The sequence below is a fragment of the Variovorax fucosicus genome (genome assembly GCF_030316825.1).
Classification (GTDB): domain Bacteria; phylum Pseudomonadota; class Gammaproteobacteria; order Burkholderiales; family Burkholderiaceae_C; genus Variovorax; species Variovorax fucosicus.
Genome location: NZ_JASZYU010000003.1, coordinates 528,670 through 548,679, shown reverse-complemented (window position 1 = coordinate 548,679; position 20,010 = coordinate 528,670). Strand labels below are relative to the sequence as shown.

The window sequence follows — 20,010 nt, the reverse complement described above, 5'->3', positions numbered from 1 at the left end:
TTCTACAACCACAGGAGACATTGCATGATTCACAGAAGAGCAGTCACATACACGCTGGTCGCGTCCGTCATCGGCCTGTCGGGGTTTGCGCAGGCACAGCAAACGCAGGAGATCTACATACCGCTCGTGTCCAAGGGCTTCCAGCACCAGTTCTGGCAGGCCGTGAAGTCGGGCGCCGAGCAGGCCGCGAAAGACCTGAAGGTGAAAGTCACCTTCGAAGGCCCCGAGACGGAGGCGATGGTCGACAAGCAGATCGACATGCTCTCCGCCGCGCTCGCGAAGAAGCCGCAGGCCATCGGCTTCGCCGCGCTGGACAGCCAGGCCGCCATTCCGCTCCTGAAGAAGGCGAAGGCCGCGAAGATTCCCGTGGTGGCTTTCGACTCGGGTGTGGACAGCGACATTCCCGTGACCACCACCACGACCAACAACAAGGCCGCCGCCGCGCTCGCCGCCGACAAGATGGCCGAGATGATCGGCAAGTCGGGCGAAGTCGCGCTGGTGGTACACGACCAGACCAGCCGTACCGGTGTGGATCGGCGTGATGGCTTCGTCAACCGCATCAAGTCGACCTACCCGAACATCAAGATCGTGAGCGTGCAGTACGGGGGTGGCGACCAGTTGAAGTCCACCGAGATCACCAAGTCGATCCTGCAGGCCTACCCTAACCTGAAAGGCATCTTCGGCGCCAATGAAGGCTCCGCCATCGGCGTGGTCAACGGCGTGAAGGAGATGAAGCGCAACGGCAAGGTCGTGATCATCGGCTACGACTCCGGCAAGCAGCAGAAGAACGCGATCATCGACGGCAGCATGGCCGGTGCCATCACGCAGAACCCGGTGGGCATGGGCTACAAGACCGTGGAAATGGCGGTGAAGGCGATCAAGGGCGAGAAGCTGCCCAAGATAGTCGATACCGGGTTCTTCTGGTACGACAAGACGAACATTGCCGATCCGCAGATCGCTGCTGTGCTGTATGACTGACCCCCAGGCTGCGCGCACTTCGTGTCGCTTCGCCCACCCCCTTTCAGGGGGCAACACCAGCGGCCCGGCACAGCCGGTTCCGCGGTGTTTCACGAAGGGGCCAATTCTTCGTCAATCGCTCTGGCCATGACCCTTGTTCGTTCCATGCGCGTAGTGGACGTGCGCTTTCCCACTTCGCAGCAGCTCGACGGTTCTGATGCGATGAACCCCGACCCGGATTACTCCGCGGCGTATGTGGTGCTGGAAACCGACCAGCCGGGGCTCGAAGGCCATGGCCTGACCTTCACCATCGGCCGTGGCAACGAGATTTGCTGCGCGGCCATCGAGGCGATGCGCCATCTGGTCGTGGGGCTGGACCTGAAGTGGGTGGCGCAGGACATGGGGCGCTTCTGGCGGCACATCACCTCCGACAGCCAGCTGCGCTGGATCGGCCCCGACAAGGGCGCCATCCACCTTGCGACCGGTGCCGTGGTCAATGCGATGTGGGATCTGTGGGCCAAGTCCGAAGGCAAGCCGGTGTGGCAGCTGGTGGCGGACATGAGCCCCGAGGAACTGGTGCGCTGCATCGACTTTCGCTACATCACCGACTGCATCACGCCCGAAGAGGCGCTCGGGCTGCTGCGCAATGCAGCCGTCGGCAAGGCCGAGCGCATCGCCACGCTGCAGGCCGAGGGCTACCCCTGCTACACCACCTCGGCCGGCTGGCTCGGCTACTCCGACAAGAAGCTGCGGCGCCTGGTGCAAGAGGCAGTCGATGCGGGCTTCAATCACATCAAGCTCAAGGTCGGCCGCGACCTGCAGGACGACATCCGCCGCCTGAGGGTGGCGCGCGAGGTGCTCGGTCCCGATCGCCACCTGATGATCGACGCCAATCAGGTCTGGGAGGTCGACCAGGCGATCGACTGGGTGCGGCAGCTGGCATTCGCCAAGCCCTGGTTCATTGAAGAGCCCACCAGCCCCGACGACGTGGAGGGCCATCGCAAGATCCGCGAAGGCATCGCGCCGATGGTGAAGGTGGCCACGGGCGAGATGTGCCAGAACCGCATCATGTTCAAGCAGTTCATCATGCGCGGCGCCATCGACGTGGTGCAGATCGATGCGTGCCGGCTCGGCGGCGTCAACGAGATACTGGCGGTGATGCTGATGGCCGCGAAATACAAGCTGCCCGTGTGCCCGCACGCCGGTGGCGTGGGCCTGTGCGAATACGTGCAGCACCTGTCGATGATCGACTACCTCTGCATCGCCGGAACGCGCGAGGGCAGGGTGGTCGAGTATGTGGATCACCTGCACGAGCACTTCGTCGAGCCCTGCGTGATTCGCGATGCGGCCTACATGCCTCCGAAGGCGCCGGGCTTCTCGATCACCATGAAGCCCGAGTCGCTCGAGCGCTATCGTTTTCGACGTTAAAAGAAAAGGCATCGCACGACATGGATCTGCATCTGAAAGACAAGGTGGTGCTGGTCACCGGTGGTGGCAGCGGCATCGGCGCGGCCATTTCGCTCACGCTCGCGCGCGAGGGCGCGGTGCCGGTGATCTGCGGCAAGAACCCGCTCGATGCGTCGTTCGAGGCGGAACTGCGCGCATTGCAGCCGCGCGCGCGATTCCTTCAGTTCGAGTTGATGGAAGAAGCGGCATGCGCCAAAGCCATCGAGAGCACTGTTGCGGAGCTGGGTCGCATCGACGGTCTCGTCAACAACGCGGGCGTGAACGACAGCGTGGGGCTGGAGGCGGGGCGCGAGGACTTCGTCCGTTCGCTCGAACGCAACCTCGTCCACTGCTACGTGATGGCGCACTACTGCCTGCCTCACTTGAAGGCCAGCCGCGGCGCGATCGTGAACATCTCGTCGAAGACCGCGGTCACGGGGCAGGGCAATACCAGCGGCTATACCGCAGCCAAAGGCGGACAGCTTTCACTGACGCGCGAATGGGCCGCTGCGCTCGCGCCGGACGGCGTGCGCGTCAATGCCGTCATACCGGCCGAAGTCATGACGCCGCTGTACCAGCGCTGGATATCGGCATTCGACGAGCCCGACCAGAAGCTGGCCGCCATCACCGACAAGATCCCGCTCGGTCGCCGCATGACCACACCGCAGGAGATTGCGAGCACGGTTGTGTTTCTGCTGTCCGAGCAGGCCTCTCACACCACGGGGCAGTGGGTGTTCGTGGATGGGGGGTACACGCACCTGGACCGGGCGTTGACCTGATCCTTCACCTTGTCTGATCTACCGGAACGAACGAGCCATGCGCTATTGCCTAGCCCTCGACCTGAAAGACGACCCCGTGCTGATCGCGCAGTACGAGGCGCACCACCGCAGCATCTGGCCTGAGGTGCGCACGCATCTGCATGCACATGGCGTGACGGGCATGGAGATCTACAGGCTGGGCACGCGGATGGTGATGCTGATGGAGACGGACGACGTGTCGTACGACGCCGAGGCAATGGAACTTGCCGCGCGGAGCAATCCGAAGATTCGGGAGTGGGAAGAATTGATGTGGAAATTCCAGGCGCCGACGCCCTGGACGCCAGCGGGGCAGAAGTGGGTGGGGATGGATCGGATATTCGAGTTGTAGGTGCTCGCAGCGTCGGCCTATCGATAGCCCGCGAGCTCGTGCTTGGCGATCGCGTTGCGGTGCACCTCGTCCGGCCCGTCGGCCATGCGCAGGTGGCGCGCGTAGGCCCAGAAGTTCACCAGCAGCGTGTCCTGGCTCAGGCCCATGGCGCCGAAGGCCTGCATCGCGTCGTCGATCACCTGGATGCAGTTGTTGGGCGCGATCACCTTGATCATCGCGATCTCCTTGGCTGCCACCTTGTTGCCCACCGTGTCCATGCGCCAGGCCGCATGCAGCACCATCCAGCGGGTCTGGTCGATCAGCATCCGGCTCTTCGCGATGCGTTCGCGCCATACGCCCTGTTCGGCCAGCGGCTTGCCGAAGGCCACGCGCGACACGACGCGCTGGCACATCATCTCCAGCGCCGACTCAGCCATGCCGATCATGCGCATGCAATGGTGGATGCGGCCCGGGCCGAGGCGGCCCTGCGCGATCTCGAAGCCGCGGCCCTCGCCCAGCAGGATGTTGTCGACCGGCACGTGCACGTTCTCGAACAGCACCTCCGGATGACCGAAGGGCGCGTCATAGTGATTGACCAGCGCCATGTCGCGCAGCACCTTGATGCCAGGGGTGTCGGCGGGCACGATGATCATCGACTGCTGGCGGTGGCGATCGGCGTTGTCGGGGTCGGTCTTGCCCATCAGGATGAACAGCTTGCAGCGCTCGTTCATTGCGCCCGTGATGTACCACTTGCGCCCGTTGATGACGTATTCATCGCCCTCGCGCCGGATGCTGCAGGCGATGTTGGTGGCATCCGAAGATGCCACCGCGGGTTCGGTCATCGCGAAGGCGGAGCGGATCTGGCCATCGAGCAGCGGCTGTAGCCAGCGCGCCTTCTGCTCAGGCGAGCCGTAGCGCTCGATCACCTCGGTGTTGCCGGTGTCCGGCGCGCTGCAGTTGAACGCCTCGGCGCTCCAGTAGCGCCGGCCCATGATCTCGCACAGCGGCGCGTATTCCAGGTTCGTCAGCCCGGCACCGTGCGCGGTCTCGGGCAGGAACAGGTTCCAGAGGCCGGCGGCCCGGGCCTTCTCCTTGAGTTCCTCCAGCAGCGGCAGGCCGGTGTAGAAGCCGCTGCTCTTCTGCGCGTTCAGGTAGGACTGATGCGCTTCCTCGGCCTGGCGCTGCTCGTTCGGGTAGATGTGCGCGTCCATGAAGGCAAGCAGGCGGGTGCGCAGATCCTGGACCTTGGGTGTGTAGGCGAATTCCATGCGCCCATGGTGCCCGGATCGGGCCCGCCAGGCTGTCTCCTGCATGACGGAGCGCGGGTCCTGGAATCATCGATAGGCAGCCCAAAGATGCACATCGAGACGCGGAAGAACCTCGACGGAGAGACCGCTTCCTGGCGGGCGTGGCGGCCCTGCCGTGCCGAGGCCATGAAGTATATTCATGGCCATCACCGAAGGCATGGATGGCAACCGATAGAGCAGCAAGGACGAGGGCGAGCGGCAGCGGCGCGATCGAGGATCGCCCGACTCAGTTGATCGAGATTGCGTCCCGCCTGTTTGCCACGCATGGCTACTCCGGCACCTCGCTGCGTGACATCGCGCAGGAAGCGAACATCACCAAGGCCGCGCTCTACTACCACTTCCCGAACAAGGAAGCGCTCTATGAGCAGATCGTCGTCGGCAACCTGCAGTCGCTGATCGATCGTGTCAGTGACGAGGTAGCGCAGGCCGACAGCGCGACTGAAAAGGTGCGTGCCTTCATGCTCACCGCGGCGGATGTCTTTGCCGAAGGGCCCGACGCCTGGATCGCCGGATCGAATGTCTTCTGGTCCAGCACGGGGCCGCAGATCCGTGAAGCTGCTGTCGGCCGCCGCGACAGGTTCGAGAAGTTGCTGCGCGATTGCATCGCCAAAGGCGTGGCCTCGGGCGAGTTTCGCGACCTTGACCCAGCGACCGCGGGGCGCTTGCTGCTGTCGACGCTCAATCAGATGACGCGATGGATCAAGCGTGACGGACGGCTGACCCCGAGGCAGGTGATCGAGCAGTATCTCGACATCATCCTGATCGGGATGAAACCGTCAGGAGCTGCCAAAAGCGTGAAGGCTACGGCGCGCCGGGCGGCGACGAAATCCTGACGCCATGGCCCCTGGCATGCGGGTTGCCGCATGGCGCTGCGCGCTCAGACTGCGCCCTCAGATTGCGTGCTCGGCGCCGTCTTGGCTCCCTGGCTGCCCCATTGCCGCCAACAGCGCATGGATCGGATCGTTGCCCCGCACCCCACCGATCGGTTGCCGCGGACCGAAGCGCTCTGCCTCGCTTCCCTCGGGCGTTCCCAGATGGCGCACCCAGTCGTACACCACGGTGCGCTCGGCGATGCGCCACTCCTGTGCGCGTTTCTCGAAGCGATCGACGTAGCGGCCGGCCAGGAAGACCTCGCGCACCGTGCCCTGCGCATCGCGGTCGCGTTGCAGCGCCATGAAGTAGGTTTCCACTGCCGCCTGCGTGCCGCGCAGGGTGATCGACAGATTGGCGACGTTATGCACCGAGCGCTCGCCCTGGGTGCTCAGTTTCTCCAGGGCCCAATCGATGAAGCCCGTGGCGCTGCCCTGGTAGGGGCCATGGCGGTCGATTGCGTCTGGCCAATAGGCACTGCGCAGGGCCGCCTCGTCCTGGCGGTCGATGCCGCGGCAATAGCGGAACATGCACTCGCGGATGGCTTCGCGATCCATCAATTCGCCCACGCTTCGGGTCATCTCGATGCTGTCCATAGGGTTTCTCCTGATCAATAAAGCGATGTCAACTTACTAGCCGGCCGGTAGAATTTTCCGGGAACGCAGCACGGAAGACAAGCATGGCACTACGTATGGAAGGCAAGGTCGCCCTCGTGACCGGTGGCGCACAAGGCATCGGGCGCGCCATCTGCGATCGCTTCGCGGCCGAAGGCGCGGTTGTCGCCGTGCTCGACATCAAGGCCGAAAATGCAGAGCGCGCTGCGCAGGCGATCCGCGACAACGGCGGCCAGGCCGTGGCCTGCGTTGGCAACGTGGCAGAGCGTGCCACTTTCGAATCGGCGGCAGCCACCCTCGAGCGCCTGTACGGCCGACTCGACGTGCTGGTCAACAACGCCATCTGGGTGCGCTATGGTCCCATCGACGCGATCTCGCCCGAGACGCTCGATCGCATGGTCGGCACCGGTTTCAATTCCGTGGTCTGGGGCACGCAGGTCGCCGCGACCCTGATGGCGAAGAACGGCGGCGGCTCCATCATCAACATCGCCTCGGCTGCCGGCTTCCTCGGCATGCCAAACGGACTGATCTACTGCGGCGTCAAGGCCGGCGTATTGGGCCTGACGCGCGCCGCCGCGGTCGAGCTCGGGCCGAAGAAGATTCGCGTCAACGCCATCGCGCCCGGCACCATCATGACCGAGGGTGTGAGCATCAACGTCGACGAAGCGGGCATGGCGAAGCGCATCGCCCGCACGCCGGTCGGGCGCCTGGGGCAGGTTGAAGACATTGCGAATGCCGCCGTGTTCCTGGCGGGCGACGACAGCGGCTTCATGACCGGCGAATCGATGCTGATCGACGGCGGTGTAACGCACGCATTCCTCTGATCACGCGCTGCCCCATGCATTCGCTCCACCCTCTCTTCTTCCCGTCGTCGGTGGCGATCATCGGCGCGTCCTCCGATCCCGAGCGCATCGGCGGGCGGCCACTTCGCTTCCTGGTCGAGGCGGGCTTCGCCGGCGCGATGTATCCCATCAACCGCAGCGGTGCGACCGAGATCCAGGGCCTGCCCGCATTCGCCAGCCTGGCCGACGTGCCCGGCACGGTGGACCATGCCATCGTTGCGGTGCCCGTGCCCGGCGTCGAGGCCGCACTGCAGGACTGCGCACGCAAGGGCGTGAAGGTGGTGCAGGTCTTCACCGCTGGCTTCGCAGAGGCAGATGCGGCGGGTGCCGAGCTCCAGGCTCGCCTGGTGCGCATCTGCCGTGAAGCGGGGATGCGCATGGTCGGCCCGAATGCACTCGGGCTGCTCAATCCGTCGGCCAGGTTCTACGCCACCTTCTCCACCGCCCTCAACGGCCTGCGGCCCAAGCCGGGCGTGATCGGCATGGCAACGCAGAGCGGTGCCTTCGGCTCGGCCGCGTACGGAATGGCGACCTTGCGCGGCATCGGACTGAGCCGAGTGATCGCGACCGGAAACGAGGCCGATGTCGACGTGGCGGAATGCATCGACTACCTGGTCGACGACGCCGACACGCGCGTGATCTGCGCCGCGCTGGAAGCCTGCAAGGACGGAGCGCGGTTGCGCGCCGCACTTCGCAAGGCCGCCGCAGCCGGCAAGCCGGTGGTCGTCATGAAGATCGGCCGCACCGAGATCGGCGCCGCCGCTGCCGCGACGCACACCGGCTCGCTGGCCGGCAATGACGCGATCTACGACGCCGTATTCGCCGAATGCGGCGCGCACCGCGCGGCATCGATCGAAGAGATGCTCGACATCGCGCACCTGTGCGCCGTCACCGGCCAGCTGCCGGCGAACGAAAACATCGGCATCCTGACCGGCTCGGGCGGTATCGGCATCCTGATGGCGGATGACGCGTCCGACCTCGGCATGGCGCTTCCACCGCTCATTCCCGCGTCGGCCGCAGCGCTGCGGGAACTGCTGCCCTTCGCGGTGCCAGCTAACCCCTATGACACCACCGCCCAGGTGACTTCGGTGCCTGACGGCGTGGCCCAGGCGCTCGACTCGATGCTGCTGCCAGGCTCGCCGTTCGGCACCTTGTTCGCCTACCTGGCGCATGTCGGCCTGTCGCCGTCGCGCTTCGAGTCGACCGAGCGCCGGATGATGGAAATGCGGGCGGCGCATCCGGACCAACCGCTCGTGCTGGTGATGCTTTCCGAACAAGGCGTGACCGAGCGGCTCGAGGCCGCAGGCGTGGCTGTGTTCGCCGATCCGTCGCGCGCGGTGCGCGCGGTGGCCGGTGCGGCCCGCATGGCCAGACTGCGCCGCGGGATGCGCAGCGACGTCCCATTCGCCAGCGGCTCGCAGCCCCTGCCACCGGCCGCGACGGAAGCCGATGCCAAGGCGCTGCTCGGCGCGGCCGGCATCCCGGTGCTGCCTGAACAGACCTGCACCAGCGCCGAATCGGCCGCGCGCGCCGCGGACGGCATGGGCTACCCGGTTGTCGCGAAGATCGTTTCCGCCGACATCCCGCACAAGACCGAGGTCGGCGGCGTGCTCGTGAACCTGCCGGATGCCAGCGCGGTTTCTGCCGCCTACGACACGCTGATGTCCCGTGCGGCCGAGCGCGCGCCGCAGGCCCGCATCGACGGGGTGCTGATCGCACCGATGGTGCGAGGCGGCGTGGAAACCATCATCGGCATCCACATGGATCCGGTGTTCGGCCCGATGGTCATGTTCGGCCTGGGCGGCACCGCGGTGGAGCTGTTCAAGGACGTGGCCTTTGCCTCCGCGCCGCTCAACCCCGCGCAGGCCATGTCGCTGATCGACGCGGTGCGTTCGTCGGCCTTGCTCAAGGGCTGGCGCGGCGGGCCGGCCTACGACACGCAGGCCTTGGCCGATGCGCTCGGCCGCCTGTCGGAATTCGCGGTGCGCCATGCCGACCATCTGGCCGGCATCGACATCAACCCCTTCGTCGTCAACCCTCGGGGCGCCGTCTGCCTGGATGCCCTGATCTCCATGCGCCACGCCCCCGTCAACACCAGCCCGAGAGAACACACATGATGGACCTCAAGACACTCCTTCTGACGATCGAGGACGGCATCGCCGTCGTCACGCTGAATCGCCCGCCGGTCAATGCACAGAATGCCGAGATGCGCGCGGAGATCACGGAGCTGTTCGACACGCTCAGCGACATGGACGAGGTCGCGGCCATTGTGCTGACCGGCACGGGCAAGCTGTTCTCGGCCGGCGCCGACATCCGCGAGCGGCCCAACCTGGCTGGCACGCCAGGCGCCTATGGCCGGCACAACCGGCTCGTGCGCGAGTCGTACTACGCGGTGGTCGAATGCTCCAAGCCGGTGATCGCGGCCATCAACGGCGCCGCGCTCGGCGCCGGCTTCGGCCTGGTGATGGGATCGGACATCTGGGTCGCCTCCGAGGACGCCTATGTCGCCATGCCCGAGATCAATGTCGGCCTGGCCGGCGGCGTGACCTTCCTGCAGAAGTTCTTCAGCCAGTCGCGCGCACGCCGCATGTTCTACACCGGCATGCAGGTGTCGGCGCAGGAGCTGTACCGACTCGGGCTGGTCGAAGCCTGCGTGCCGGCCGCCGAGCTGATGCCCTATGCGATGGGTATCGCGCGAGAGATTGCGTCCAAGAGCCCGATCGCAGTGCGCCTGGCCAAGGAAGCCGCGCGCATGACGCTGACGATGCCGCCGCGCGACGCCTACCGCTACGAGCAGAGCAACACAGTGGCGCTGTCGAAGACCGAGGACACCAAGGAAGCCCAGCGCGCGTTCTTCGAAAAGCGCAAGCCGGTGTTCACGGGGCGCTGAGCCAGGCATCCCACGGTTGCCCACCCGCATCGCCTTGTTGCCATGTCCCAACGCCGGCTACCTTCTTCGCCACCCGCTCGCGCGGCGGCACCTGGTGCGTCGGACACGCGCGAGAACCAGCTGCTGGCCATCGCGCGCCGCATGTTCGCGCGCGATGGCTACGAGCGCACCTCGCTGCGGGACATCGCGGAAGCTGCGCACATCACCAAGGCGGCGCTGTACTACTACTTCCCGAACAAGGAGGCGTTGTACGAGCGGACGGTACTGGAATCGATGCAGTCACTGGTGGACGATGTCTCCGCCGCCGTGGCCGCCGAGGAGTCGCCGACGGCACGCATCAGCGCCTTCATGCAGTCCTCGGCCGGCGTGCTCGACCTGGCGCGCGACCGGTGGATCGCCGGCTCCCGGGCCTTTCGCGAAGCCGGCGGGGGAGGGCAGCACCTGGCCGCGATCGCGTTGCGCGACCAGTACGAGAACCTGTTGCGGCAGTGCATCGCCGAAGGCGTTGCCAGCGGCGAAATACGCGCGGTCGATCCCGCCATCGCGGGCCGCTTTCTGCTCTCCGGCCTGAACCAGATGACGCACTGGCACCGGCCCGATGGCCGCCTGGGCGTCACCGAGGTGATGCAGCAGTTCCTGGACATGGCGCTGCACGGCCTGCTCGTCGAGGCTTGAGTCATGAAGACCGTGCGCTCCACATTCTTGAGCCTGCTCACTGACCGGCCGGCCGGTCATGTGCCGCGCATTGCCGCGACGGCGCGGCGGGCTGTTGCTGTCGCTGCGCTGGCCGCTTCGGCCGCGCTGTCGGCCACGGCACAGACCACGCCCAACGTCCCGGGCACCCCATTTCCCGGCGGGCCGACGACCTTGATCGTGCCGTACGCGGCCGGTGGTCTCACCGACAACCTGGCCCGTGCCCTGGGTCAGCGCCTGGCGGAGCGCTGGGGCCAGCCGGTGGTGGTGGACAACCGCGCGGGCGGCGGCACGGTCATCGGCACGGCGACTGCGGCCCGTGCAACGCCGGACGGCCGGACCCTTCTGGTAACCAGCTTCGGCTTCACGGCCAACCAGTTCATGGTGCCCAACCTGCCCTACAGGCAGAGCGCATTGGAGCCGCTCGCGATGATCGCCGTCGCGCCCGCGATCCTGTTCGTGCATCCCTCGGTGCCGGCCGACGACGTGCCGTCGCTGGTGAGATACATGAGGACTTCGGGCAAGCCGTTCAGCTTCGCTTCGTCGGGCAACGGCTCGAGCCCGCACATCGGTGCCGAACTGTTCGCCTCGCGGATCGGCGTCAGCATCGTGCATGTGCCCTACCGCGGCAACGGGCCCGGCCTGAACGACCTCGTCGGCGGCCAGGTGCAGGGCATGTTCGACTCGAAGGCGGCGCTGTCCTTCGTCAAGGCCGGCAAGCTCAAGGCGCTCGGCATCAGCTCGCTGAAGCCGTCGGCGCTGGCACCCGATCTCAAGCCGATCGCGCAATCGGGCGTGCCCGAACTGGCCACCTTCACGACCGCGAGCTGGTTCGGCGTGCTGGTGCCCGAGGCCACGCCGAAGCCGATTCAGAACCGGCTCTACGCAGACATCCGCGCCGTGCTGGACATGCCGGACATGCGCGAGGCCATCGACCGCGCCGGCGTCGAGCCGCTGCCCCTGACCCAGCCCGAATTCGCCGCCTACCTGAAGTCCGAGGCAGAACGGTGGGGCCCGTTGATCAGAGAAAAGAACATCAAGGCGGATTGAGACGATGCAAGCACACGCACCCCTGGCGCCCGCTGAGCTGAAGGTCGAGGATCGCCTCGTCGGCCGGCGCATCATCGTCACCGGTGCGGCGTCTGGAGTCGGCCGCTCGGTGGCCGAGCTGTTCCTGCGCGCCGGCGCCCGCGTTGCGGCGCTGGACCGGCACCGGCCCGAGGACCTTCCGGGCAAGGTGCTTTGCCTCGAAGCCGACGTGACCGATCCCGACGCAGTGGAACGCGCGGTAGCCGCAGCCGCCAGTGCCTTCGGCGGCCTCGATGGCCTCGTCAACGCGGCCGGCATTGCCAACACGGGCGCCTACGCAGCCTCGAAGGCCGGCGTGATCTCGCTCACCCGATCGCTCGCGATGCGCGAGCAGGTCGGCCCGCGCTATGCGCTCGGCCGCATTGGCGAGCCCCTCGAGATCGCACTGGCTGCGCTCTACCTGAGCAGCGCTGAATCCTCTTTCGTCACCGGCATCGTGCTGGCGGTCGATGGCGGTCGCAGCTACCACTGACCTGGATCGGACAAAGGACATCCCATGAACGGCCTCATGCAACAGCATTCCCTGCTGCTGTCCGGACTCATCGACCATGCCGCCGCGTACCACGGCGACCGCGAGATCGTCAGCCACATGGTGGACGGCAGCATGCACCGCAGCAACTGGCGCGAGGTGCAACAGCGGGCCAAGCGGCTGGCCAATGCCCTGACGCGCCTGGGTGTCAGCGCGGGCGACCGGGTCGCCACGCTGGCCTGGAACACGCACCGACACCTGGAGCTGTACTTCGGCGTGTCCGGCATGCAGGCCATCCTGCACACGGTCAACCCACGGCTTTTTCCGGAGCAGATCGCCTACATCGTCAACCACGCCGAGGACGGCTATGTCTTCTTCGACATCAGCTTCGCCGCGACGCTGGCCGAGCTGGTGCCGCAGCTGGGCCAGGTGAAGGGCTTCGTCGCGCTTTGCGAGCGTTCGCAAATGCCGGAAGTGAACCTGCCCAATCTGCTCTGCTACGAAGAATTGCTGGCCGACGCTTCGCCCGATTTCGACTGGCCGGTGTTCGACGAGAACACGGCTTCGTCGCTCTGCTACACCTCGGGCACCACCGGCAACCCGAAGGGCGTGCTGTACAGCCACCGCTCCACCGTGCTGCATTCCTTCACCGCCTGTGCGGCCGACGGCCTGGCCATTTCGGCGCGCGACAGCGTGCTGCTGGTGGTGCCGCTCTTTCACGTCAATGCCTGGGGCGTGCCCTATGCGGGCGCGATGTGCGGCGCCAAGCTGGTGCTGCCCGGCCCGCATCTGTCGGGCGAGAACATCTATCGCCTGCTGCGCGAGGAGCGCTGCAATTTCTCGCTGGGCGTGCCCACGGTGTGGCTGGGGCTGTTCGACTACATCGAGCGCAACCGCGCCTCGCTCGACCTGTCGGAGATCGCGCTCAAACGGCTGATCGTTGGCGGCTCGGCGGCGCCGCGCGCCATGATCCAGAAGTTCGACGAGCTCTTCGGCGCTTACGTGATCCATGCCTGGGGCATGTCCGAGACCAGTCCGCTCGCGACCATCGGCACGCTGCTGGACAAACACCGCGACCTGGCGCTGCCCCAGCGCTACGACGTTCAGGCCAAGCAGGGTCGCGCGATCTACGGCGTGGAGATCGAGATCTTCGGCGAGGACGGCCAGCCGCTGCCGCACGACGGCAAGGCCTTCGGCGACCTGAAGGCGCGCGGGCCCTGGGTCGCTTCGGGCTACTACCGCGCGGACACCGACGCGACCGATGGCCAGGGCTGGTTCCCGACCGGCGACGTGGCCACGCTCGACGGTGACGGCTTCGTGCAGATCACCGATCGTTCCAAGGACGTCATCAAATCCGGCGGCGAATGGATCTCGTCGATCGACCTCGAGAACGCTGCCGTCGCCCACCCCGACGTGCACGAAGCCGCCGTGATCGGCGTGGCGCACGAACGTTGGCAAGAGCGGCCGCTGCTCCTGATCGTGCCCAAGCCCGACACGCGGCCCACCCGCGAGGACATCCTGGCCTACATGGAGGGCAAGGTCGCCAAGTGGTGGATGCCCGACGACGTGGTCTTCGTGGACGCGCTCCCGCACACCGCCACCGGCAAGCTCCAGAAGCTCAAGCTGCGGGAGCAGTTCCGGTCCTATCGGCTGCCGACGGACATGACCCCGAGCGGCCCCGCCGAATGAGGCGCGATCTCCCGCCCAGCACCCAAAGTTGCCAACCCATGACCCATCTTGACGAAACCCAGACGATGCTGCGCGACAGCGTGCAGGCATTCCTTGAAGGACATCCGGCCCCCGCACGCGTGCGCCGCCTGCGCGAGCAGGCCATCCCGGTCGACCGAAGCATCTGGAACGACATGGCCGAAGCGGGCTGGAGCGGCGTGCTGGTGCCCGAATCGCTCGGCGGGCACGGCCTGGGTGCCACCGAGGCAATGCTGATCGCCAGCGAATTGGGGCGCGGCCTGGCGCCGGAACCCTATGTGGCCTGCGGCCTGATGGTGGTACAGGCGCTCGTTCCGATCGCCACGGAGTCGGCGCCTGCCCGTGCGCTGCTCGAGCAGGTGCTCGCCGGCCGGACGCTGGGCGCGCTGGCCTGGCAGGAAGAGGCCGGCAGGCTGTCCATCGATGACGTCCGGATGCGGGCCGTTCGCAAGGGGGAGGGCTGGCAACTGGAAGGGGCGGTCAAGCGCTTCGTGCCGCTGGCCGACGCCGCCGACGGCTTTCTCGTCTATGCGCTGGAGGAGGGCGATCCGGCATTGTTCTGGATCACGCAGCCTGCCGCGATTCACACGACCCGCACCGTCGATGGACTGAACTTCGGCGAAGTGGACGTCGAGGGCGTCGCGCTCCCGGCCGGTGCCCGGTTGGCGCGCGGGCCGGCCGTGCGCGACGCTGTTGCGCAGGCCATCGAGCTGGCCCGCCTGGCCAGCGCCTTCGAACTCGTGGGCGTGGCCGAGCGCGCGCTGGAGGCCACCGTGGCCTACACCTCGCAGCGCGTGCAATTCGGCAAGCCCATCGCCTCGTTCCAGGCGCTGCAGCACCGGATGGTCGACATGTGGATGCATTGCCAGCTGGCGCGCGCCTCGGCCGAGAACGCACTGCTGGACTGGACGCGGCCGGCCGACGAGTCCACGCGCATCCAGTCGGTGCGCGCGGCGCGCGCACGCGCCGGCAGCACGGCGCTGCTGGTCGCCAAGAGTGCCATCCATCTGCACGGCGGCATGGGCATCGCCGACGAAACGGACATCGGCCTGTGCATGAAGCGTGCGCTGGCGCTGTCAGCCTGGCTCGGCAATCCGCTTTGGCAGCGCGCCCGGTTCCTGGACGAACTGATGAAGGGCGGCCGCGTGCGTCAGTCCGACAATTCGCCCCGGGTGGTGGCCGACGACGTGGACGTGGCCGAGCTGCCGGACGAGGAGTTTCGTCGCGTGCTGGCGACCTGGATCGCCGCCAACTATCCGCCCGAAAAGCGCTTCATGAAAAAGCGCGCCTTCTACGCCGACATCTCCGACTGGTACCAGGCGCTGTCGAAGAAGGGCTGGCTCGCACCTTCCTGGCCCAAGACAGCCGGCGGCATGGGCCTGTCTGCGATCAAGCAGGTGATCTATGCAGAGGAGATTGCACGCCACGGCTGCGCGCGCATCCCCGATCACGGCCTGGCCATCGGCAAGCTCCTGCTCATGCACGGCACGCCGGAGCAGATCGACTACCACCTGCCGCGCGTGCTGAATGGCGAGATCATGTGGTGCCAGGGCTATTCCGAGCCCAATGCGGGCTCCGACCTGGCCAGCCTGCGCACGCGAGCCGATCGCGAGGGCGACTTCCTCATCGTCAATGGACAGAAGACCTGGACCACGCTGGGACCGGGCGCAGACTGGATGTTCGCGCTGGTGCGCACCAGCAAGGTCGAGGGCGCCAAGCAGCGCGGCATCACGTTCCTGCTGATCGACCTCAAGACGCCGGGCGTGAAGGTCCGTCCCATCGTCAACCTCAAGGGCGAGGGCGAGTTCAGCGAAGTCTTCTTCGACAACGTCCGCGTGCCGGTCTCGAATGTCGTGGGTCGCATCGACGAGGGTTGGAGCGTGGCCAATTCCTTCCTTCGCGAAGAGCGCATCTTCTTCGGCACGCCTCGCCAATGCGAATACGCGCTGGCCCAGCTCGATCGGCTCGCCGAGGGCACCAATGCACTCGCGATGGGCGACTTTCGCGACCGCTACGCACAGCTCGTGCTCGATGTGCGCGATCTCAAGTCTGCTTTCGAACTCTTCATGGGTCGGCTGCGCGGCGGCGAAGAGCTCGGGCAGGAAGTGTCCTATCTCAAGGTCTGGGGCACCGAGACCTACCAGCGGATCACGGACGAACTCGTGCAGCTCGCGGGCGACCACGGCGGCCAGATCGACGACGTGGTGATCGGCGGAATTGCGGCCGACGTGATGAACCAATACCTCGACTCGCGCATGCCCGCCATCTTCGGCGGATCGAACGAGATCCAGCGCAACATTCTCGCCAAGCAGATCCTGGCGCTGCCTTCGGGCCGCGCCTGATACCCCCCGTCAACAACAGCACAGGAGACACAGCTATGAAGAACTTTCGGCACTCCCTCGCGGCCTTGCGTGCCGTGCTCGCCACGGCCAGCCTGGCCACGGTCGCCGGCCTGGCCCAGGCCCAGATCTCGGACGACATGGTGCGCATCGGCCTGATGGCTGACCTGAGCGGCCCCTACTCGGGCAACGGCGGACCCGGCTCCGTGCTCGCTGCCAGGATGGCCATCGAAGACTTCGGCGGCAAGGTCAACGGCAAGCCGGTCGAACTGCTGACGCTGGACGATCAGAACAAGCCCGACGTCGGCTTGAATGGCGCGCGCAAGTGGCTGGAGACGGACAAGGTGGATGCGATCGTCGGCGGTTCGGCCTCGTCGATTGCGCTGGGCGTGCAGACCCTGATGAAGGAAAAGCAGAAGCCCTACCTGATTGCCGGCACCGTCACCTCCGACCTCACCGGCAAGGCCTGCTCGCCGATGGCCTTCCAGTTCCTGGTCGACACCTATTCGCTTCCCAAGGCCGGCGTGAAGACGCTGGTCGACAAGGGCATCAAGACCTTTTTCTTCGTGACGGTGGACTACGCCTTCGGCGCAGCGCTGCAGACCGAGGCCACGCGCTTCATCGAGCAGGCAGGCGGCAAGGTGGTGGGTTCGGTCAAGCATCCGCTGGGCACCACCGACTTCTCGTCGTACCTGCTGCAGGCGCAGTCGAGCGGCGCCAAGGCGATCGTGATCCTGAACGCGGGGCTGGATCTGTCCAACTCGCTCAAGCAGGCGGCCGAGTTCCGCATCACCAAAGGCGGCCAGAGCGTGAGCGTGTTCGGCATGACGATCAACAGCGTCGGCGCGATGGGGCTGGAAACCGCGCAAGGCCTGAGCATCACGGTGCCCTTCTACTGGGATCGTGATGAAGCCTCGCGCGCCTGGAGCAAGCGCTTCATGGACCGCAACAACGGTGTGGTGCCGACCTACATCATGGCAGGCGTCTACAGCGCAGTGACGCACTACCTCAAGAGCGTGCAGGCAGCCGGCACAGATGCCGGGCCGGCGGTGGTGGCGAAGATGAAGGCCACGCCGGTGAACGACTTCATGTCCAAGGACGTGAAGATCCGCGAGGACGGCCAGGTGATGCGCCCGGTCTATCCGGTCGAAGTGAAGACCCCCGCGCAATCCAAGGGCAAGAACGACTTCTACACGGTCGGCGCCGCGATTCCCGGCGAGCAGATCTTCCGTCCGCTGTCCGAGGGCGGCTGCGATTTCGTCAAGAAGTAGGCACGACCGGGACAGGGCGCGACATGAGCGTACGACACGAAATCATCGGCGACACGCGCGACCGGCTGGGCGAATGTCCGGTGTGGGACGTGCGCGACCAGTCGCTGTACTGGGTCGATTCCAAGGCGAAGCTGGTGCGACGCATGTCGGAAGGCCGGTACAGCGAATGGCGCACGCCGAGCGACGTGGGCTCGATCGCGCTGACGCGCAGCGGCCGGCTGGTGCTGGCGCTGGAGGACGGCTTTCACCTGATGGACCTGTCGACAGGCGCGATACGGCGGCTGGCCGAGGTGCGGCACAAGGGTCCGGCCATGCGCATGAACGACGGCCGCACCGACCGCCAGGGCCGCTTCGTCGCCGGCTCGATGGTCATGGGCCGGCACGATCCCGATGGCGGCTACTACCGGTTGGAAGCCGACGGCAGCGCGACGCCGCTTTTCGACGGCATCGCGCTGGCCAACACCACCTGCTTCAGCCCGGACGGGAGCCAGCTCTATCACGCAGACAGCCTGAGCGGCAACGTCAGCGTGGTCGACTACGACCCGGCGACCGGTGCGATCGGGCCGCGCCGCACGCTCTTTTGCACACAGCCCTACGGCTCCGCGCCCGATGGTGCGACCGTGGATGCCGAAGGCTGCCTGTGGATCGCGCTGGTGCAGTGCGGCAAGCTCGGCCGCTTCCAGCCCGACGGCAAGCTGCTCACGCTGCTCGACGTGCCGACACCGTTCCCGACCTGCCCCTGCTTCGGCGGGCCGAACCTGGACGTGCTGTACCTGACCAGCATCCGCAACACAGGCAACCTGCTGCGCAGCGACCATCCGGATGCGGGCGCGCTGTTCGCCTTCCACGGGTTGGGCGTGCGCGGGCTGCCCGAGGTGCTCTTCGACGACGGGAGTCTCCTGTGACCACACAAGCGCGCACCAGCGACTACATCCTGCGCACCGAAGGGCTCAGCAAGCAGTTCCTCGGCTTCCATGCCGTGAAGAACGTGTCGCTGAACATCCGGCGCCACAGCATCCATGCCTTGATCGGCCCGAACGGCGCCGGCAAGACCACCTGCTTCAACCTGCTGACCACTTTCATTCCGGCCAGTGCCGGGCGCATCTACTACAACGAGCAGGACATCACGAAGAGCGACCCGGCCAGCGTCGCGATCGGCGGCATGGTGCGTTCCTTCCAGATCTCGGCGGTGTTCGGCCAGATGAGCGTGCTGGACAACGTGCGCGTGGCGCTGCAGCGCAAGGCTGGCGGCACCTTTGCCTTCTGGCGCAGCATCCGGGTGCTGGAGCGCCACACCGGGCGCGCGCGCGAACTGCTGGCCGCGGTCAACCTCGAGCCCTACGCAGATCATGCCGCCGCCGACCTGTCGTACGGGCGCAAGCGCGCGCTCGAACTGGCGACCACGCTGGCGCTGGAGCCCGAACTCATCCTGCTCGACGAGCCGATCGCCGGCCTGGGCCACGAGGACATCGGGCCGGTGACGCGCCTGATCGCGCAGGTCGCCCGGGATCGCACGGTACTGATGGTGGAACACAACATGAAGGTGGTGGCCGAACTGTGCGACCGCATCACCGTGCTGCAGGCCGGCGAGGTGCTGGCCGAAGGCAGCTACGACGAAGTCTCGAACGACGCGCGCGTGCGCGAAGCCTATGTGGGAGGCGCCCATGCCTGAGCAAGACGTGCCCTGCCTGGAGGTGCGCGGCCTCACCGGCTTCTACGGCGAGACGCAGGCGCTGCACGGCATCGATTTCGTGGTGCAGCCGGGCGAAGCAGTCTGCCTGCTCGGGCGCAACGGTGCCGGCAAGACCACCACGCTGCGTGCGGTGATGGGCCTCCTGATCAAGCGCCATGGCTACATGGCCATCAACGGCAGACCGACCGAAGGCATGGCTCCCGAGGACATCGCGCGCCTGGGCGTGGCCTATTGCCCCGAGGAGCGCGGCATCTTCGCGAGCCTGGACGTGGAGGAGAACCTGCTGCTGCCACCGGTGCTGATGCCCGGCGGCATGACGATCGACGAGATCTACACGCTCTTTCCGAACCTGAAGCTGCGTCGCAAGAGCCCCGGCACCCGGCTCTCGGGCGGCGAGCAGCAGATGCTGGCGATCGCCCGCATCCTGCGCACCGGCGCCAAGCTGCTGCTGCTGGACGAACCCACCGAAGGCCTGGCACCGGTGATCATCGAGAAGATCGGCGAGGCCATCGGCATCCTGCGCCAGCGCGGCTTCACCATCCTGATGGTGGAGCAGAACTTCCGCTTCGCCTCGGGCGTCGGCGACCGCTTCTACGTGATCGAGGAGGGTCGGGTCGCCGAGCATTTCGACCGGCAGGCACTGGCCACCGACCGTACGCGGATCGAGGCGCTGCTCGGCGTCTGACGCGGCACGACCA

The 20,010-nt window shown here is 66.5% G+C and carries 19 protein-coding genes; 17 read left to right on the top strand and 2 right to left on the bottom strand.

All coding sequences use genetic code 11. From position 1 onward, the window contains the following. Positions 1-24: 24 nt before the first annotated feature. The 4 genes from QTI05_RS20100 (at position 25) to QTI05_RS20085 (ending at position 3,549) form a co-directional block, all read left to right on the top strand. Entirely contained in the window at positions 25-978 is a 954-nt protein-coding gene (locus QTI05_RS20100) for an ABC transporter substrate-binding protein (RefSeq protein ID WP_286620526.1), read from the top strand. Positions 979-1,104: 126 nt separating this feature from the next. Further along, a complete protein-coding gene (locus tag QTI05_RS20095) occupies positions 1,105-2,385 on the top strand; it encodes an L-fuconate dehydratase (RefSeq protein WP_286544544.1) in 1,281 nt (426 codons plus the stop codon). A 20-nt stretch (positions 2,386-2,405) separates the two neighbouring features. Beyond that, positions 2,406-3,182, top strand: a complete 777-nt coding sequence (locus tag QTI05_RS20090; protein ID WP_286544542.1) for an SDR family oxidoreductase — start codon at positions 2,406-2,408, stop codon at positions 3,180-3,182. A gap of 37 nt (positions 3,183-3,219) precedes the next feature. Beyond that, positions 3,220-3,549, top strand: a complete 330-nt coding sequence (locus QTI05_RS20085; protein ID WP_286620524.1) for an L-rhamnose mutarotase — start codon at positions 3,220-3,222, stop codon at positions 3,547-3,549. Between the two features lie 17 nt (positions 3,550-3,566). On the opposite strand, the gene QTI05_RS20080 is transcribed toward QTI05_RS20085, so the two are convergent. Continuing rightward, complete coding sequence (locus tag QTI05_RS20080) at positions 3,567-4,796, bottom strand: acyl-CoA dehydrogenase family protein (RefSeq protein WP_286620522.1); 1,230 nt, start codon at positions 4,794-4,796, stop codon at positions 3,567-3,569. Between the two features lie 200 nt (positions 4,797-4,996). On the opposite strand from QTI05_RS20080, the gene QTI05_RS20075 reads away from it, so the two are divergent. Beyond that, a complete protein-coding gene (locus QTI05_RS20075; RefSeq protein WP_286544532.1) occupies positions 4,997-5,668 on the top strand; it encodes a TetR/AcrR family transcriptional regulator in 672 nt (223 codons plus the stop codon). Between the two features lie 57 nt (positions 5,669-5,725). On the opposite strand, the gene QTI05_RS20070 is transcribed toward QTI05_RS20075, so the two are convergent. After that, complete coding sequence (locus tag QTI05_RS20070) at positions 5,726-6,301, bottom strand: nuclear transport factor 2 family protein (protein WP_286544530.1); 576 nt, start codon at positions 6,299-6,301, stop codon at positions 5,726-5,728. Positions 6,302-6,384: 83 nt separating this feature from the next. On the opposite strand from QTI05_RS20070, the gene QTI05_RS20065 reads away from it, so the two are divergent. The 12 genes from QTI05_RS20065 to QTI05_RS20010 are packed head-to-tail and all read left to right on the top strand — an operon-like array spanning position 6,385 to position 19,997. Next, positions 6,385-7,143, top strand: a complete 759-nt coding sequence (locus tag QTI05_RS20065) for an SDR family NAD(P)-dependent oxidoreductase (RefSeq protein ID WP_286544526.1) — start codon at positions 6,385-6,387, stop codon at positions 7,141-7,143. A gap of 14 nt (positions 7,144-7,157) precedes the next feature. Next, positions 7,158-9,278 carry an acetate--CoA ligase family protein gene (locus tag QTI05_RS20060; RefSeq protein WP_286620520.1) on the top strand — a complete coding sequence of 707 codons (2,121 nt, stop codon included), beginning with the start codon at positions 7,158-7,160 and terminating at the stop codon, positions 9,276-9,278. Continuing rightward, complete coding sequence (locus QTI05_RS20055) at positions 9,278-10,051, top strand: enoyl-CoA hydratase/isomerase family protein (protein WP_286545432.1); 774 nt, start codon at positions 9,278-9,280, stop codon at positions 10,049-10,051. Before QTI05_RS20060 ends, QTI05_RS20055 begins: the two co-directional genes overlap by 1 nt. Before the next feature lie 42 nt (positions 10,052-10,093). After that, positions 10,094-10,726 carry a TetR/AcrR family transcriptional regulator gene (locus QTI05_RS20050; protein WP_286544521.1) on the top strand — a complete coding sequence of 211 codons (633 nt, stop codon included), beginning with the start codon at positions 10,094-10,096 and terminating at the stop codon, positions 10,724-10,726. Positions 10,727-10,738: 12 nt separating this feature from the next. Then, a complete protein-coding gene (locus QTI05_RS20045; RefSeq protein WP_286657844.1) occupies positions 10,739-11,794 on the top strand; it encodes a tripartite tricarboxylate transporter substrate binding protein in 1,056 nt (351 codons plus the stop codon). A 4-nt stretch (positions 11,795-11,798) separates the two neighbouring features. Then, a complete protein-coding gene (locus QTI05_RS20040; RefSeq protein WP_286620518.1) occupies positions 11,799-12,305 on the top strand; it encodes an SDR family NAD(P)-dependent oxidoreductase in 507 nt (168 codons plus the stop codon). A 24-nt stretch (positions 12,306-12,329) separates the two neighbouring features. Next, entirely contained in the window at positions 12,330-13,991 is a 1,662-nt protein-coding gene (locus tag QTI05_RS20035; RefSeq protein WP_286620517.1) for a 3-(methylthio)propionyl-CoA ligase, read from the top strand. A gap of 38 nt (positions 13,992-14,029) precedes the next feature. Continuing rightward, the gene (locus QTI05_RS20030; RefSeq protein WP_286620515.1) at positions 14,030-16,351 is read left to right on the top strand and encodes an acyl-CoA dehydrogenase family protein; all 2,322 of its coding nucleotides are present in this window, start codon (positions 14,030-14,032) and stop codon (positions 16,349-16,351) included. Positions 16,352-16,386: 35 nt separating this feature from the next. Then, on the top strand, positions 16,387-17,619 hold the full coding sequence (locus tag QTI05_RS20025) for an ABC transporter substrate-binding protein (protein ID WP_286620513.1): 1,233 nt from the start codon (positions 16,387-16,389) through the stop codon (positions 17,617-17,619). A gap of 23 nt (positions 17,620-17,642) precedes the next feature. Further along, a complete protein-coding gene (locus QTI05_RS20020; RefSeq protein ID WP_286620512.1) occupies positions 17,643-18,524 on the top strand; it encodes an SMP-30/gluconolactonase/LRE family protein in 882 nt (293 codons plus the stop codon). Further along, on the top strand, positions 18,521-19,291 hold the full coding sequence (locus QTI05_RS20015; protein WP_286544504.1) for an ABC transporter ATP-binding protein: 771 nt from the start codon (positions 18,521-18,523) through the stop codon (positions 19,289-19,291). The genes QTI05_RS20020 and QTI05_RS20015 overlap by 4 nt, the downstream gene beginning before the upstream one ends. Then, a complete protein-coding gene (locus QTI05_RS20010; protein WP_286544501.1) occupies positions 19,284-19,997 on the top strand; it encodes an ABC transporter ATP-binding protein in 714 nt (237 codons plus the stop codon). Before QTI05_RS20015 ends, QTI05_RS20010 begins: the two co-directional genes overlap by 8 nt. Positions 19,998-20,010 lie beyond the last annotated feature (13 nt).